Below are 13,751 nucleotides of genomic sequence, written 5' to 3'. Positions count from 1 at the left end.
AGGACCTCTTTGCACGAGCGGCTTTTCGTCTTGGCACCAAAATTGCGATCTTAGCCAACAGAATGCTCGCTTGACCATGACCAAACAAACCGTAAAGAGGACCCTGAGGCTGCTGGCGGGGCTAGTAGTACTGGCCAGTTCCGCCCAGGCTTCGCACATCATTGGCGGCAATATGACCCTGAGCCCCAAAGCCGGTCAGCCCGAGGTATATACCCTCTGTGTGGTACTTTACTACGACGCCAACAGCAACGACCCCAGCGCCGACCAGCGTGAATTGACGGCTTCGATCTTTCGAAAAAGAGACAACCAGCGCCTAAGCGACATCCTACTTCCCCGTACCGGTCAGCAGCCGGTCACGTTTACGAATCCGGGCTGCGCGCTTTCCCGAAACTTGCAGATCCGGGCCGTGACGTTTTGTACGGAGCTACGACTGCCTGTGGGGCAGTACAACGATTCCGGTGGCTACTACGCCTCCTGGGAGCGCTGCTGCCTCAGTAGTGCCGTCACCAATCTCAGCAATGCCGGTACCTCTTCCCTGGTGTTATACACTGAGTTTCCGCCGCTGACGGTGGCCAATCATTCTCCCGTTTTTGTGCCTGCCAACGGCGAAATTCTTTGCCGAAACCAACCCCACCAGCTCGAAGCAGGTGCCACCGACGCCGACGGAGATCAACTGCGGTACCGCCTTGAGACGCCCTTTAATAGTACCCGTCCGCCCTTCAACATCGACCCGCTGGCCGCTCCTACGGCGGGGCCGTACCCAAAAAGTGAATGGGCCAATGGCTATGGCCTAGCGGCCGTGATACCCGGTAGTCCGGCGCTACGGCTCGATGCCCAGACGGGTACCCTCACCCTCACCCCTAACCAAACGGGGCTTTTTGTTTTTCGAGTCGTAGCAGAAGAATACCGCGCGGGCCAAAAGATCGGAGAGGTACACCGGGATTTTCAGCTTTTGGTCATTGATTGCCCGGATGACAACCCGCCGCCGGTTTCTCTCACCGAAGTACGCTACCCGCCCGGTACCTCCGTCAACGACCAGAACGGCCACGTCGACATCACCATCTGCCAGGGTGATGAAATCTTCCTGAAAGCCGAGGAAGATCCGCGCTGGGCTTACCAATGGCGGCGCAACGGCATCAACCTCGACAACGGCCAGGCGGCCTCCATTACCCTAACGCAGGAAGGTACCTACTCGGTCACGAAAAGCTTTGCCAACCGCTGCGGGAACGTCAGCATCAGTGGAGAAGAATTCCGGGTGCAGTTCCGCGCCCCGGACCCGCTCACCCTAACCCCCGGCCCCACGGCCAACCTCTGCCGCGACGTACCCATTACACTCAGCGCCCAGGTACCCGGCGCGGCCTGGACCTTTGGCTGGGAGAAAGATGGGCAGCCGTTGATCAACGCGCAGGACAGCGTGCTGGTGGGCGTTACGCAGGCAGGTACCTACGTTGTGAAGGCCACTAACCGTACCACGGGCTGCACCACCTCCGATACCGTGCAGCTACGCGTGCAGGAACGCCCCGCGGCCACCGTGACCGCCGCCGCTACCGACTTCTGCGAAGGAAGTACCCTACGGCTCCAGGCCAACCAAGCGCCGGACTTTACGTATCGCTGGTACCTGAATAGTACCCCGCTGGCCAGTGCCGCCGCGCCGCAGCTCGACGCGGAAAAGGGGGGCGTGTACAGCGTAGAAGTAACCGACGCCGCTACGGGTTGCTCCCGCCGCTCGGAGCCCTTCTCCATTCAGGAAAAATCCCTCCCCGTTGTGCAGTTTGATTCTATTCCGGCTCTCTGCGGGCAAAGCGACGCCCGGCTCACGCTGTCGGCACTGCCCGCCGGGGGTACTTTTGCGGGCAATGGCATCACGGGAAGTACCTTCAGCGCCCACCAGGCAGGCGTAGGTACCCATCCGATCAGCTACCGCTACACGGGCTCCAACGGCTGTACGCGCACGCTGGTGCGGGAGGCGCGGGTACTTCCACTGCCACGGGCCTTTTTGCCGGGACGGAAGGTGATTCTGGCCGGCGACGACGTTCTCATCAAAAGCTCGATCTCAGAAGGAAGTACCTACGCCTGGAGCCCACCTGACGGCCTCAATGACGCCACCCTGGCGGAACCTACCGCCGCTCCCACCGAAACCACCACCTATCAGCTCCGGGTCACCAGTGCCGAAGGCTGCTACAGCGAGAGCGAGATTACTATTGAGGTACTTACACCCGTTCGGATTCCGAATGGCTTCACGCCCAACGGCGACGGCAGTAACGATGTCTGGATATTGGAGAATATCTGGGAGTACCCCGACTGCAGGGTGGAGGTTTTTAACCGCTGGGGCAACCGCGTATTTCGTTCCGAAGGCTACGCGCAGGAATGGGACGGCCGCCTGGACGGGCAGGAACTACCCGCCGCTACCTACTACTACGTAATCCACCTGCACGAACAGCTCCCACCCCGCAACGGCAGCGTGACGATTTTCCGGTAGGTACCTATGTAGCCGTAGCGCCCGGCTGAGCCGGGCGCTACGGTAAAAAACATTATTTATATGGGATTGCAGCCACGCTATACGCCTTCTGCTACCACTTCCTTTACGTCAGGTACCATGCGCGTCAGTAGGTTTTCAATGCCCGCTTTGAGCGTCAGCGTGGACGAAGGGCAGCCGCTGCACGAACCCTGCAAAAGTACCTTCACGGCCCCGGTGCTTTCATCAAACGAATGAAAGTTGATGGCACCACCGTCCGATTCCACGGCGGGACGAACGTACTGCTCCAGCACCGCTTTGATCTTCTGTACGGTGTCGGAGTCGTTGGCGTCTACAATGATGGTGTTCTTCGAAATGGTTTGCTCCTCAAAAACGGGCAAATTTTCTTCGAAGTAAATTTTGATAAACTGCTTGGTATCGTAAAGTACCTCTTCCCAGGCCGTGTCGTCGTCTTTGGTGAGGGTAATGAAGTTGCTGGCAATAAAAACCCGCTGCACGTGCGGAAACTGAAACAGGTCCGCCGCCAGGGGAGAAGCCTTCCCTTCTTCCAGCGCCGCGGCGTGCGAAGGATAATCAAAGGAAAGTCCGTCGGGTACCAGGCTGAAATTCAGCACGAACTTCATGGAATTAGGGTTGGGGCTCAGCTCGGTGTATACAAATACGGGGCGTTGTAACATACCAATATAATGGTTAATGCGGGGAATAAAACCGGACGTCGGTGTCCGGTTAGTACAACACCCGTTCCGTAGCTTTAGTTTGGGGTAGTTAATGCAAACAAAAAGCCCACCGGATAGTCGGTGGGCTTGAAGTGGGGAAGCAGGCTTCCGGACCAGGCTTAAACCTGAGCAGGCTCCGCTTCGACTTGGATCGGCTCGATATGAACGTACGATTTGTCACCTTTTGATTTCCGGAAAACCACGTGGCCATCTGCCAATGCAAACAACGTGTGGTCACGGCCTAAGCCTACGTTACGACCGGGGTTGTGCCGGGTACCGCGCTGGCGTACGATGATATTGCCCGCTTTGGCGAGCTCGCCGCCGAAAAGTTTTACGCCCAGCCGTTTGCTGTTCGAATCGCGGCCGTTTTTCGAGCTACCTACACCTTTCTTGTGTGCCATGAGGTTCGAATTTTATAAGTTCTTGGTAAAAAAATAAGTTCGGTTGTCTTTACTAAAATCCTAAGCTACGATATCGTCGATACGCACTTTCGTCAGCGACTGACGGTGGCCGTTCTTTACCCGATAGCCCTTGCGGCGCTTTTTCTTAAACACGATCACTTTTTCACCTTTGAGGTGTCCCAGCACCGTAGCTTTTACCGAGGCTCCTTCCAAAAGAGGCGCGCCAATCAGTATATCGCCTCCATTGTCCACGAGGAGGACTTTATCAAACACAAGTGCAGCGTCCGCGTCACCTTCAAGCCTATGCGTGAAGATTTCGCGGCCCTTTTCGACTTTAAATTGCTGGCCTGCGATTTCTACTATTGCGTACATGATTTCAATTAGTTAAAAACGATTTTTTAAAACGAGGTGCAAAGATAGCCATATACCCTAAGAATAACAATGCCTTACCTAAAAATTTACCGGTACTTTTGCGGAGGCGTGTACCTTGCTTATAAGGGACATCCGAAGGCGGAAACCACCGCGTGTTTTCGGAATAGAACTACCTTCTTCCGGGGAGATCCATAAACTTCGCATTAAACGAACGCGCCCAGCTTTGGTCCAATGCCCGACCTTATTTTAAAGCCGCCTCTATTGTCAATCTATACACCTGACTCTTAGCGATTTCAAATAGAAGCATTGCTTGTACTCATTAAAAAAAATGTGTACTTTTAGGTTAAAATTCAAAAAGGGCACGGTGTTTGCGAGGGGCCAGGTAGTTGTTCAGCGTGTTGTACTTATCTGTTGTCTTGAGAAATGAATAAACTACTGTTTTTCTGCGCCTTATCCTTTTGTAGCCTGGCCTTTGCCCAGGAGCCAACCCAGCACGGCCCTCTGCCCGGAGAAGCTCCGGCACCTAACGCCCAACCCTTGGTGCAGGTAAAATGGGAAACCCTGGATACGCTCCTGCATCACCAGGATTCCGATACTACCTATATCATCAATTTCTGGGCCACCTGGTGCCGCCCCTGCGTAGCCGAACTCCCTCATTTTGAAGAGGTACAGGCCAATTTTGCTCATCAGAAAGTACGGGTGCTGCTGGTTAGTATGGACTTCGCAAAAGATATTGAAGATCGGGTCGTTCCTTTTATAGAACGTCACAATATAAAAAGTACCGTATGGCTCCTGAACGAAACCGACGCGAATCGCTGGATCGAACGGGTAGATTCAACCTGGTCGGGCGCTTTACCAGCTACCCTGATCCTGAATCCGGCGCGGGGCCGTCGTTCTTTTTACGAAAAACCGCTCGATTACGAAACGCTGGCCCGGGAACTAAGTTACTTCACCGACTACTAACGTCCTTATGAACCATGAATACCGATAACGCAAAAAGAAGAATTACCCTCTGGATGGTACTCGCCTTCCTGACGAGCCTGGGGGCCGTCGCGGTGGCGCTGTCGCTTCCGGCTCAGCTTCGAACCCGGCCAGACGCGGGCTTAGCGCCCGCCGGGTACCAGGTCGGGGAGGCAGTGGCCAATTTTCGGCTCAAAAATGTGAACGGTAGCATGGTGTCCCTCTCCGATTATTCCTCCAAAAAGGGTGTTATGGTGGTTTTTACGTGCAATCACTGCCCCTTTGCCAAAGCCTACGAAGACCGTATCATTGCCCTGCACGCGAAGTTTGCGTCGCAAGGGTACCCGGTCCTGGCGGTGAATCCCAGTGACCCCACCGACTACGAGGACGATACCTTTGAAAAAATGAAAGAGCGCGCCAGTAGCAAAGGGTACCCTTACCCCTACCTCGCCGACGACGCCCAAACGGTAGCTCAGGCCTTTGGCGCTACGCGTACTCCCCACGTTTTTGTGCTCAAAAATAGCGGTGGGCGCTTCGTGGTGCAGTACATCGGTACCATTGACGACAATCCGCAGGACCCGGCGGGTGTCACCAAACGCTACGTTGACGATGCCGTGACGAATCTGCTGGCCAACAAGCCCGTCGTAACCACCACCACCAAGGCCATTGGCTGCGCTATTAAGTGGAAAGATATTTGATTTTACCAGGTACCTTTAGAAAGTGCCGGGCTGCAAGGTCCGGCTTTTTTTATGCGCAAACTCCCCCAGCACAGACAGGTACTTTGCCATTTACACAATACTCTTTACCTTGTGGGCCTGTTGTCGTATTAGCCATCACTCCTTCTCTACTACCATGCATTATTACCGGATAGCCCTGCTTTTGTTGGCCTGTACCTCGGCGGGGTACCTTGTGGCCCAGCCCGTTACTAAAACCTTCACCAACGAAGGTGAATTTACCAGCAACTGCGAAGGTCCGGCTGTCGATGCCGATGGCAACATTTATGCCGTCAACTTTGCGCAGGATGGCACCATCGCCCGCATCAGTCGCCGGGGAGGCACCAGCTTTTTTATTACGCTACCCAAGGGAAGTACCGGCAACGGCATCCGCTTTGGCGACGAAAACACGTTTTACATCGCTGACTTTACGGGTCACAAGGTACTTAAGGCCGATCTGGAAACTCGTGACGTGACGGTGCTGGCCCACGAGCCCCGCATGAACCAACCCAACGACCTGGCCATTACGCGCAGCGGCCACATTTTCTGCTCCGACCCCAACTGGAAAGACGGCACCGGCCAGGTATGGCACGTCACGCCCGACGGCAAAACGCGGCTCGTAGCCGAGCGCATGGGTACCACCAACGGCATTGAAATAAGCCCCGACGAGCGGACGCTCTACGTCAACGAAAGCGTGCAGCGCAACGTCTGGGCCTTTGACCTGGCCCCCGATGGTACTTTGACCAACAAGCGCCTGCTGCTGCAGTTTGAAGACGGCGGCATGGACGGCATGCGCTGCGACAGCAAAGGAAACCTGTACATCACCCGCTGGGGCAAGGGCGAAGTAGCGGTGGTGTCGCCGCAGGGGCAGGTACTTCGTACCATCCCGACGATCGGCAAGAACGTATCCAACATTTGTTTTGGGGGCAGAAAAGGGAAGAACTGCTACATTACGCTACAAGACCGGGGCTGCCTGGAAACCTTTAAGGCCAAAAATTCGGGCCGGGAGTGGGTCATGATGAAGGAATTCACCGACCGAAAGTAGGTCGTTTCGAGCTCCCCCTGAAACCTCCCCGCCGTTTCGTAGTTGTACTTTGCGTACTGTCTTCATGCCAATCTTCAAACCCGATGAGCCACCCCGTTGACCTCCGCAAAGCCCTTCGTAGCTTTCGTTTTGCCGGAGCCGGTATAGCCAGCCTGTTTCGCTACGAAAACAACGCCCGGATTCACCTGCTGGCGGCAGCGCTGGTAGTCGGGGCGGGTTTCTGGTTGCAGCTATCGCGGATGGAATGGTGCGTGATCCTGACGCAAGTCGGGCTCGTGTGGGCCGCCGAAGCGTTCAATACGGCGCTGGAAAAACTGGCCGATCTGGTTTCGCCCGACTACCACCCTACCATCAAAGCCGTCAAGGATGTCTCGGCCGCCGGGGTACTTTTGGTGGCACTGGTAGCGGCTGTGGTAGGTACTTTGATCTTTCTGCCAAAACTGCTGGCGCTCTTCTGAACAGCCTCCAAGTACCTGGCTTCTGCTAAATCATTGCAAAATGACCTTATGATGAATCAACTACTAAAAAAAAACTACCTTCTTGGCGCGGTGCTTTTGTTGCTAGGGTACCTGGAAGCCAGGGCGCAAGTACCTACGGCCGAAAAGGCCCGGCAGTGGTACGACAAAGAAACGATTTACCTGATTAGCCCGACGCGTTACGTCCGAAACAACACGGTATACGTGGGTGCGGCGTCGTTGCAACGCGAGTTTTCTATCTCGCCGGGCGGTCTGCAGCTGTACCTCCGCTCGCGCCGGAAGCGCAACATCGCGACGGTGATTTCGTTGGGCGGGGCCGCCGGATCCATCGCCGCGCTCGTCAGCGGGAACCGCAGTACCATCCGGACCTTCTTTTGGGTATCGCTGGGTACCGGGCTGGTGTCAAGTACCCTTTCGCTACAAGCGAGTAGCCAATTGAACCAGGCCGTGTGGCTGCGCAACCGCGACGCGCTGTTGTTCTTAGACAATCCGGAATAGGTACTTTCCTGACATAACCCAAAAGAAAGCACGACGCCCCGCTGGGTCGTCGTGCTTTCTTTCTTGCTTCTAAAGGTACTTGTAAAAGTACTTGGGTCCTTAAAACTTCAGGGGTACGGAGAAGCCTTCCTTGTCCCAATGCAGATCCAGCGATTTGTCAGACACGTTAAACATCAGCTTTTCCGACGACTCCTTATACTTTTTGGCGGGTACGGTTACTTCCAACGTATTTTTATCCTTGATTTTATCATAACCAAAAGCACCCGGCTGCTTCAGCTCAGGGTTCAGGATCACGGTCCATTCTTTTTCGCCCGGAATGCTAAACAACGAATAGGTACCTGCTTTGACGGGTTTCCCGCCAAAAGTACCATCTTTCTTGAACGTAATTTCGGTAGCCTGGTTGGCACCGGTGCGCCATACTTTGCCATACGGCTCCAGGCTGCCGCTGCCGTCGTTGCCAAAAAGTACCCGGTTGCGCTTGGAAGGCTGGCCGTAAGCTATGCTTACATTTTTACCCTCGGCCGTCACACGTGGGCTTGAGGGAGCTTGCGCCGAAGCCCAGGTAAAAGCCACGAGCGTTAAGAAAAGGGTGCCAATAATGGTTTTCATAGGAATGGAATTTGGTTTGGTTGACATTCCCTTGACAAACGTATAACCACGCTAAAAAGTTATAATAATGTTTAAGTTCCGAGCCAGCGGTCAAGTTTTCCGCGCACTATTTTGTACTTTTGAACCTAGCCGAAGTACCCATGACGAATGACCGAGCGCAATAACTTCTTCGATACCAAGATTGAATTTTTGAAAGGCGTAGGCCCCCAGCGGGCGGTCCTGCTCAACAAAGAGCTGGCTATTTTTACCTACGGCGATCTGCTGCAACACTACCCGTTCCGGCACGAGGATCGCAGCCAGTTTCACCGCATCAGTGAGCTTACCGAACTACTGCCGGCTGCCCAGATAAAGGGTCGGCTTAAAGAATGGACTATCGTGGGTGAAGGCGCTAAAAAGCGCCTGGTGGCCCAATTTACCGACGGCACGGGTACCCTGGAGCTGGTGTGGTTTCAGGGCATCACCTGGTTTGAGAAATCCCTCCGGCGCGACGCAGAGTACCTGGTATACGGCAAGCCCGCTTTTTTTGGCGGTAAGTACAGCATCACGCACCCGGAGCTGGACCCGCTCACGCCCGAAAACGAAAAAGGAGGCACCTGGCAGCCCGTGTATCCGCTGACCGAAACGCTCCGCAAGCGCTTTGTGGATAGCAAGGCCATTGCCCGCATGACGCGTACGCTGCTGGAACAGGCCATTCCGCACATCCGCGAAACCCTGCCCGACGCCCTGCTGCTACAGTATCGTCTCGTCTCCAAAGTAGAAGCGCTCTGGAATATCCACATGCCGCAAAGCCACGCGCACTTGGCCCAGGCCCTGCGGCGGCTCAAATTTGAGGAGCTGTTTTACAATCAGCTGCGTCTTATTAAAAGTAAACTTTTACAAAAAAACGAATACCCCGGTCAGGTATTCAGCAAGGTACATCTGGTGCGGGAATTTTACGACCACCACCTGCCCTTCGACCTCACCAACGCCCAGAAAAAAGTACTACACGAGATCCGGGACGACCTCCGCACCGGCAAGCAAATGAACCGACTACTGCAGGGCGACGTGGGCTCGGGCAAGACGATCGTGGCCTTTATTACGACCCTCATGGCCCTGGACAGCGACACCCAGGCCTGCTTCATGGCCCCCACCGAGATCCTGGCCGACCAGCACTACCAGGGACTGAAAGAATACGCCGACCGGCTGGGCATCAATATCGGGAAGCTCACCGGCTCCACGCGCAAAAAAGAGCGGGACGTCATTCATGAGCAGCTCCGCGACGGCTCCATGCAGATCATCGTAGGTACCCACGCCCTGCTCGAAGACGTGGTGCAGTTCAAGGACCTGGGCCTGTGCATCATCGACGAGCAGCACCGCTTTGGGGTCGCGCAGCGCGCCAAGCTCTGGGCCAAAAACGACCAGATACACCCGCACATCCTGGTCATGACGGCCACGCCCATTCCGCGCACGCTGGCCATGACGCTCTACGGCGACCTGGACATCTCCGTCATCGACGAACTACCCGCCGGGCGCAAGCCCATCAAGACCGTACACCGCTACGATGCCCACCGGACCGCCGTCTTTGGTTTTTTGCGGGAGGAAATCGCCAAGGGCAGGCAGGTGTACATGGTGTACCCGCTCATCGAAGAATCCGAAAAAATGGACCTCAAAGACCTCATGGACGGCTACGAAAGCGTGGCGCGCTCCTTCCCGGAGGTACCTTTGAGCATCCTGCACGGTAAAATGAAACCCAAGGACAAGGAGTACGAAATGGCGCGCTTTGTCAAAAACGAAACCAAGATCATGGTGGCGACGACGGTCATTGAGGTGGGCGTCAATGTACCCAACGCCTCGGTGATGGTGGTCGAAAACGCCGAGCGCTTTGGGTTGGCGCAGCTCCACCAGCTGCGCGGGCGCGTAGGGCGCGGCGCAGAGCAGTCATTTTGTATTCTCATGACGGACTTCAAGCTGAGCCAGGATACCCGCCGCCGCCTCGAAACCATGTGCCGCACCAACAACGGCTTCGAGATTGCCGAGGTAGACCTCCAGCTCCGCGGCCCCGGTGACTTGTCAGGTACCCAGCAAAGCGGCCTCATGGACCTGCTCATCGCCGACCTGGCCAAGGACGGCGAAATCCTCAAGGCCGCCCGCGCCTCCGCCGAAGCCATTCTGGAAAAAGATCCGGAGCTGGTTTTACCCGAAAATACTGCCATTCGGTCGCATTTGGACAACCTCCGCCAGGCTGAAACGAACTGGAGTCGGATTAGTTAGGAATTTATTAATTCCCGTCTTAGTGACACCCAGCTAGAGAGACGTTCTGAGTCCGAGTCTCTATTTTTGCAAATATTTAAATATACATTTTTGTATATATGCAAAAATGTATATATTTGTTTCCGTATTTAAAACATTCCCAAATATGCGAAACAGAATTGGTGCACCCGTAGCGGGGGATGACTTCTTTGGGAGAGAAAAGGAAATAGAGTACGTCTGGGAGTTGCTCAAGGATGGAAATAATATTCTACTTCCCTCTCCACGTCGGGTTGGCAAAAGCTCCTTTGCTAAAAAGATGCTTGAAAAAGCTGCGCAAAATGGGTGGCTTACTATTGAAATTAATCTGGAGAAAGCTAACCTGGAGTTTCAATTCATTGAACTATTGACGGATCAACTCAAAACATCTGCTTGGGATAAAACGAAGGAGGCAGCAAACAAACTATTTGAGACACTTAGCTTATTAAAGCCTAAATTAAGTATGGGAGGTGCCTCCGTAAGCCTGGAATGGCAAAGAGAAAAAGCAAACGTATATCGCGAACTAGAAAAAGTACTTCCACACGACAAGGAAACGGTGATCTTTTTTGATGAAGTAGCGGTACTTCTCAATGGTATGCTTACGAACGCGGGAGGCGAAAAAAGGCACGTAGAAGAACTCTTGCACTGGCTCAGAAGCTTGCGCCAGGTATCAAACTCAAAAATCCGCTGGATTTATTGTAGCTCGGTAGGCATAGAGAATTTTACGACCAGTCATCAGCTAAGCAAGACGATCAATGATTTTAAATTCTATGAGTTGAAAGCCTTTGATCTAAACACGGGCAAGGCTATGATCCAGGCGTTGGAAGAAGGAAATAAGGTGGAACTGACCGAGGAAGTCAGAGAAAAGATGCTCGATAAACTAGGCTACCTACTTCCATACTTCATCCAGGTACTTTTTGAAAAGATAAAAGGGTACCATCAGCTAGAGGCTAGGCCCATCAATGCTGACTTGATAGATGAAGCCTACGAAAGTATTATCAACGGAGCCTATTTAAGTACTTGGATTGAACGCCTGGAAGAACAATATGGTACCTATAAAGACGATGCCCTTGTAGTACTAAAGCATACCTGCCAGGCCCCCAAAGGTGTGAAAAGAGAAAACCTGGTCAATGTGCTTCACTCGAAACACCAGGATATAGATCAGGCGGAAAGTATACTCGCGAAGCTTCTCGCCATGCTTAAGAACGATGGATACCTTACCGAAGAGAATAACCATTACCTGTTTCGTTCACCCCTGATTCGGGATTTCTGGTATAACCGATACGCAAGATGAGCCAAGAAACTGCCTTCAAAACCACCCAAATCGGCTTTTATAATCCCGGCCGACTCAGCGACGTTGAAATAGAACGGGCTTTTATTACCCGGATCAAGATCTTGGAATACCTCATCCAGAGTATCACCGCCGAAACGCCTGACACCATTCCGCAGCATTATCTGATTATCGGTCAGCGCGGCATGGGCAAGTCTACCCTGCTGCACCGAATTGCCGTAGAGCTTCGTAAAGAGAAGTACCGGGCGTCATTTATTCCGCTAACCTTCCCCGAAGAACAATACAACGTAGATCGCCTTTCCAAATTCTGGCTCAATTGCCTGGATGCCCTCGCCGATGCTCTGGAACGTAGCGGCCACACCAACCTGCTTTCTCAGCTAGACAACGACATTAACCAGTGGGCTACCCAAGCCAGAAATATTACTGCGCCGCAAATGTATGCGCATTTTGCACAATGGACCCAACGTTTAGGCCGTCGCCCGGTACTGCTGGTGGACAATCTTAGCCTCATTTTCGACCGTCTTTCTAAGGAAGAACACCATCAGCTTCGGGCCATCCTCATGGATCAGGGAGGGCCTATCCTGGTAGGAGCCAGCGCCCATACCCTGGCCGACACCGTAGACTACGCAGCGCCCTTTTACGATGCTTTCCAGATCCAATACCTCAAAAAGCTAACCTATGAAGAAACACTAGACGTACTGCGTAACCTTGCTGAGCTAACTAATAACCCTGCCTTTATTAATACCATGTACGCCCAGCGGGGGCGTTTACGTACTTTGTACCAACTCACGGGCGGTACACCCCGTACCGTTGTGATGCTGTACCCACTCATCCAGAGCGGATTTTCTATCAATATACAGACTGACCTGGAAGGGCTGATGGACGTCATGACGCCTTTGTACAAAGCCCGTTTTGAGGAGCTGTCGGAGCAAATGCAGGTAATCCTCGACGCCGTAGCCCTGCACTGGGACCCCATTGCCCTGGAAGAGCTGCGGCAAATCACACAGCTCGAAAACCAGCAAATAGCCCCCCAACTCACACGCCTCACGGAGGTAGGCTGGATAGAACGCCTTAAAGCTTATCAGAAAAAAGGGCAGGCCTACCAAATCAGTGAGCGTTTTTTCAATATCTGGTACCTGATGCGCCGCAGCAGCCGCCGCCAAAAGAAAGAACTCCTTTGCCTGACGAAATTCCTGGTGACACTGTACGGCAAGGAGCTTCCGCAAATTGCGGAGCACGCGCTTGGCAACAGCGCCGCCCATCGGGACCACGTGAGCGTGCAGCTTGCCCTTGCCGACGGCATACAGGATGCAGAGCTCGCTACTAGGCTCCGAAACAAGAGCTACCAGGAACTGCTTGGGATGGCCAAAACGGACAAAACCATTTTCAAGGATTTTGAGATCCCGAAAGAATACATCAGTGAAAAGGAAAAGGAATTGACGGATAGAGCCCTGGAATTATTAACAAATGAAAACGGGCCGGAAGCCCTTGCTGCTTTTCAAGATATACTCGACATTAACCCTGAAAATGCCTTTGCCTGGTATGTAATTGGCTATTTAAATCAAATCCACTTTAAGAACTATCCTCAATCAGAAACAGCTTACCTTAAAGCCACCCAGCTGGACGAAAGAGCAGCTCCCTGGTATATGCTGGGTACTTTGTATCAGGATGATCTAGCAAGATACCAAGAGGCTGAAGCAGCCTACCTCAAAGCTATCCAACTAGACGAAAATGATCCCGACTCCTGGTATAGGCTAGGTACATTATATCAGGATCACCTGAGAAGGTATCAAGACGCCGAAACAGCCTACCTCAAAGCTATCCAACTGGACAAAAATGATCCCGACTCCTGGTATAGGCTAGGTACATTATATCAGGATCACCTGAGAAGGTATCAAGACGCCGAAACAGCCTACCTCAAAGCTATCC

The 13,751-nt window shown here is 53.4% G+C and carries 13 protein-coding genes; 9 read left to right on the top strand and 4 right to left on the bottom strand.

Features of this window, described 5'->3' with window-relative positions; translation table 11 throughout:
* The first annotated feature begins 76 nt into the window (after window positions 1-76).
* On the top strand, window positions 77-2,479 hold the full coding sequence (locus HNQ92_RS04700) for a T9SS type B sorting domain-containing protein (RefSeq protein WP_184171578.1): 2,403 nt from the start codon (window positions 77-79) through the stop codon (window positions 2,477-2,479).
* A gap of 77 nt (window positions 2,480-2,556) precedes the next feature.
* On the opposite strand, the gene HNQ92_RS04695 is transcribed toward HNQ92_RS04700, so the two are convergent.
* The 3 genes from HNQ92_RS04695 to rplU form a co-directional block, all read right to left on the bottom strand.
* Window positions 2,557-3,153: a NifU family protein gene (locus tag HNQ92_RS04695; RefSeq protein WP_184171576.1), complete on the bottom strand. Its 597-nt coding sequence runs from the start codon at window positions 3,151-3,153 to the stop codon at window positions 2,557-2,559.
* A 158-nt stretch (window positions 3,154-3,311) separates the two neighbouring features.
* On the bottom strand, window positions 3,312-3,593 hold the full coding sequence (rpmA, locus tag HNQ92_RS04690; protein ID WP_184171574.1) for a 50S ribosomal protein L27: 282 nt from the start codon (window positions 3,591-3,593) through the stop codon (window positions 3,312-3,314).
* A 60-nt stretch (window positions 3,594-3,653) separates the two neighbouring features.
* Window positions 3,654-3,965: a 50S ribosomal protein L21 gene (rplU, locus tag HNQ92_RS04685; protein WP_184171573.1), complete on the bottom strand. Its 312-nt coding sequence runs from the start codon at window positions 3,963-3,965 to the stop codon at window positions 3,654-3,656.
* Between the two features lie 423 nt (window positions 3,966-4,388).
* On the opposite strand from rplU, the gene HNQ92_RS04680 reads away from it, so the two are divergent.
* The 5 genes from HNQ92_RS04680 to HNQ92_RS04660 all read left to right on the top strand — a co-directional run bounded on the left by HNQ92_RS04680 (window position 4,389) and on the right by HNQ92_RS04660 (window position 7,657).
* Window positions 4,389-4,928, top strand: coding sequence for a TlpA disulfide reductase family protein (locus tag HNQ92_RS04680; protein ID WP_184171571.1), 540 nt, complete (start codon window positions 4,389-4,391; stop codon window positions 4,926-4,928).
* Window positions 4,929-4,942: 14 nt separating this feature from the next.
* On the top strand, window positions 4,943-5,623 hold the full coding sequence (locus HNQ92_RS04675; RefSeq protein WP_246439615.1) for a thioredoxin family protein: 681 nt from the start codon (window positions 4,943-4,945) through the stop codon (window positions 5,621-5,623).
* Between the two features lie 154 nt (window positions 5,624-5,777).
* On the top strand, window positions 5,778-6,683 hold the full coding sequence (locus tag HNQ92_RS04670) for an SMP-30/gluconolactonase/LRE family protein (RefSeq protein ID WP_184171569.1): 906 nt from the start codon (window positions 5,778-5,780) through the stop codon (window positions 6,681-6,683).
* 83 nt (window positions 6,684-6,766) lie between these two features.
* Window positions 6,767-7,141, top strand: coding sequence for a diacylglycerol kinase family protein (locus HNQ92_RS04665; RefSeq protein WP_184171567.1), 375 nt, complete (start codon window positions 6,767-6,769; stop codon window positions 7,139-7,141).
* A 48-nt stretch (window positions 7,142-7,189) separates the two neighbouring features.
* The gene (locus HNQ92_RS04660; RefSeq protein WP_184171565.1) at window positions 7,190-7,657 is read left to right on the top strand and encodes a hypothetical protein; all 468 of its coding nucleotides are present in this window, start codon (window positions 7,190-7,192) and stop codon (window positions 7,655-7,657) included.
* Between the two features lie 99 nt (window positions 7,658-7,756).
* On the opposite strand, the gene HNQ92_RS04655 is transcribed toward HNQ92_RS04660, so the two are convergent.
* Complete coding sequence (locus tag HNQ92_RS04655) at window positions 7,757-8,266, bottom strand: DUF2911 domain-containing protein (RefSeq protein WP_184171563.1); 510 nt, start codon at window positions 8,264-8,266, stop codon at window positions 7,757-7,759.
* A gap of 147 nt (window positions 8,267-8,413) precedes the next feature.
* Between HNQ92_RS04655 and recG the strand changes: the two genes are divergently transcribed.
* The 3 genes from recG to HNQ92_RS04640 form a co-directional block, all read left to right on the top strand.
* A complete protein-coding gene (gene recG / locus HNQ92_RS04650; protein ID WP_184171561.1) occupies window positions 8,414-10,516 on the top strand; it encodes an ATP-dependent DNA helicase RecG in 2,103 nt (700 codons plus the stop codon).
* Between the two features lie 145 nt (window positions 10,517-10,661).
* A complete protein-coding gene (locus tag HNQ92_RS04645; protein WP_184171559.1) occupies window positions 10,662-11,825 on the top strand; it encodes an ATP-binding protein in 1,164 nt (387 codons plus the stop codon).
* A partial coding sequence (locus HNQ92_RS04640) for a tetratricopeptide repeat protein (protein ID WP_184171557.1) occupies window positions 11,822-13,751 on the top strand: 1,930 nt, incomplete at its 3' end. The genes HNQ92_RS04645 and HNQ92_RS04640, both read left to right, overlap by 4 nt.

This window comes from Rhabdobacter roseus, from assembly GCF_014202275.1.
Taxonomy (GTDB): domain Bacteria; phylum Bacteroidota; class Bacteroidia; order Cytophagales; family Spirosomataceae; genus Rhabdobacter; species Rhabdobacter roseus.
The sequence above is the reverse complement of the archived record's forward strand: the minus strand, read 5'-3'. Positions and strand labels throughout refer to the sequence as shown.

What these genes read in the sequence shown, in the direction of transcription:
- HNQ92_RS04670 (WP_184171569.1), top strand. Translation starts at nt 5,778, where the DNA reads ATGCATTATTACCGGATAGCCCTGCTTTTGTTGGCCTGTACCTCGGCG.
- HNQ92_RS04675 (WP_246439615.1), top strand. Translation starts at nt 4,943, where the DNA reads ATGAATACCGATAACGCAAAAAGAAGAATTACCCTCTGGATGGTACTC.
- recG (WP_184171561.1), top strand. Translation starts at nt 8,414, where the DNA reads ATGACCGAGCGCAATAACTTCTTCGATACCAAGATTGAATTTTTGAAA.
- HNQ92_RS04680 (WP_184171571.1), top strand. Translation starts at nt 4,389, where the DNA reads ATGAATAAACTACTGTTTTTCTGCGCCTTATCCTTTTGTAGCCTGGCC.
- rplU (WP_184171573.1), bottom strand. Translation starts at nt 3,965, where the DNA reads ATGTACGCAATAGTAGAAATCGCAGGCCAGCAATTTAAAGTCGAAAAG.
- HNQ92_RS04660 (WP_184171565.1), top strand. Translation starts at nt 7,190, where the DNA reads ATGATGAATCAACTACTAAAAAAAAACTACCTTCTTGGCGCGGTGCTT.
- rpmA (WP_184171574.1), bottom strand. Translation starts at nt 3,593, where the DNA reads ATGGCACACAAGAAAGGTGTAGGTAGCTCGAAAAACGGCCGCGATTCG.
- HNQ92_RS04655 (WP_184171563.1), bottom strand. Translation starts at nt 8,266, where the DNA reads ATGAAAACCATTATTGGCACCCTTTTCTTAACGCTCGTGGCTTTTACC.
- HNQ92_RS04695 (WP_184171576.1), bottom strand. Translation starts at nt 3,153, where the DNA reads ATGTTACAACGCCCCGTATTTGTATACACCGAGCTGAGCCCCAACCCT.
- HNQ92_RS04700 (WP_184171578.1), top strand. Translation starts at nt 77, where the DNA reads ATGACCAAACAAACCGTAAAGAGGACCCTGAGGCTGCTGGCGGGGCTA.
- HNQ92_RS04645 (WP_184171559.1), top strand. Translation starts at nt 10,662, where the DNA reads ATGCGAAACAGAATTGGTGCACCCGTAGCGGGGGATGACTTCTTTGGG.
- HNQ92_RS04665 (WP_184171567.1), top strand. Translation starts at nt 6,767, where the DNA reads ATGAGCCACCCCGTTGACCTCCGCAAAGCCCTTCGTAGCTTTCGTTTT.